General features: G+C 70.3%; 1 protein-coding gene. It reads right to left on the bottom strand.

The window, feature by feature from the left end; genetic code table 11:
• Positions 1-42: 42 nt before the first annotated feature.
• On the bottom strand, positions 43-1,395 hold the full coding sequence (locus ABZV38_RS40420) for an IS701 family transposase (RefSeq protein ID WP_356333958.1): 1,353 nt from the start codon (positions 1,393-1,395) through the stop codon (positions 43-45).
• Positions 1,396-1,496 lie beyond the last annotated feature (101 nt).

Genomic DNA, 1,496 nt, shown 5'->3' with positions numbered 1-1,496 from the left:
CACGGCAGCTGTAGTTCTTGATCGGTAGGGCATCGTTGCTGGTCAGGCGGTTGTGGCGGCGGTGATGTTGTTCCAGCGGCGGTGGGCTTCGGCGGCCTGGTGTTGGTGGTGGCGTCTCCAGGCGGACCAGTGCAGGAGATGGTCGAGGTCGCGTCGGGGCCGGGGTAGAGCGGTGATCCGCAGGAGGCGGAGGAGTTCGCGGACGCTGGGCGGGGCGAGCCGGTGGTCCGTGGCCGGGGCGGTGGTGGCGGCCGTGGTGCGGGTACGGGTGATGGCCAGGACGGCAGTGGCGAGCATGCTGATCAGGGTCCAGCGCATCCAGGAGTTCCAGCAGGTGGTCTGACCCTGGTCCAGGCCGCAGATCCCCTTGGCGGTCTGGAAGTCCTCCTCGACCTTCCACCTGCAGCACACCACGTCCACGAGAGCGGCCAGGGTGACGGGGGTGGCGGAGTGGCAGCGGTAGAAGGAGAGTTCGCGGGTGTAGCGGTGGCGGCGGACCAGGACCACCGAGTGGCCCGGCGCCTGCCCGTCGGGGGTGTCGTCGCCGTTGATGTCGAGCATCGCCCAGTCGTAGTGCCGGTCGCCCTTCAGGCCGTGACCGGTGCGCATCCGCATCCAGTTCCGCTGCGGGACGCGGGCGGCGATCTCGGTGACGGTCAAGCGTCCGGCGCCTGTGTCCACGCGATGGTCGGCGCGGACGGTCAGGGCATAGTCGAAGCCGAGCCTGCGGGCCGCCTGTCGCAGGGCCTTGCTGCCGTAGACCTCGTCGCCGGCCAGCCATCGGGCCTGGATGCCCAGATCGCGGGTCCGCTGCAGCATGGCTGCGGCGAGCTGCGGCTTGGTGGCGAACTCGATCTCCTCGGGGACGCCGGTGAGCAGGCGGCGTTCTTCGTCGGCGGCCCACTCCGCCCCCAGATACAGGGTCCGGTCGATCGGGGCGTGGCCGTGCCGGGAGGCGTAGGTGAGGTGGACGGCGACCTGGCACAGGCCGACCTGGCCCAGGGCCCCGGAGTACTGGTGGGCCGCCCCGACGCAGTCAGTGGAGGACTTCTCGTCCCCGGTCTCGTCCACGATCAACACCGCGTCGGGGTCGGCGAGTTCCCCGGCCGTCCAGGCGGCGATGCGGTCGCGGGCCCGGTCGTGGTCGACGACGGCACGGGACAGGAAGTGCTGCAGCCGATGCGGGCCGCGGTGGCCAAGTGCCTCGGCCAGGGTCCAGCAGTTGCGGGTGTCCAGCTCCATCAGCATCGCCTCGCACATCTCCCGCATCAGCGAGCGGGGCTCGCTGCGTTCGAAGCAGTCGGAGGTCTGCGCCGTCACGCCCCCGAGCGCCGTCGTCCATTCCTGCTCGGCTATCGTGGCCTCCACGGCCACCTGGTTCTGACGAGTCTTCACAAACCGCCATGATCACGGTGGCCGTACTCATGCCCGCAGGCGCCCCATCACCCAGCTGGCCAGCACCGACGCGTCACACGACCGCATCTACAGCTGCCGTG

It is taken from the genome of Streptomyces sp. NPDC005181 (assembly GCF_040608395.1).
Taxonomy (GTDB): domain Bacteria; phylum Actinomycetota; class Actinomycetes; order Streptomycetales; family Streptomycetaceae; genus Streptomyces.
The sequence above is the reverse complement of the archived record's forward strand: the minus strand, read 5'-3'. Positions and strand labels throughout refer to the sequence as shown.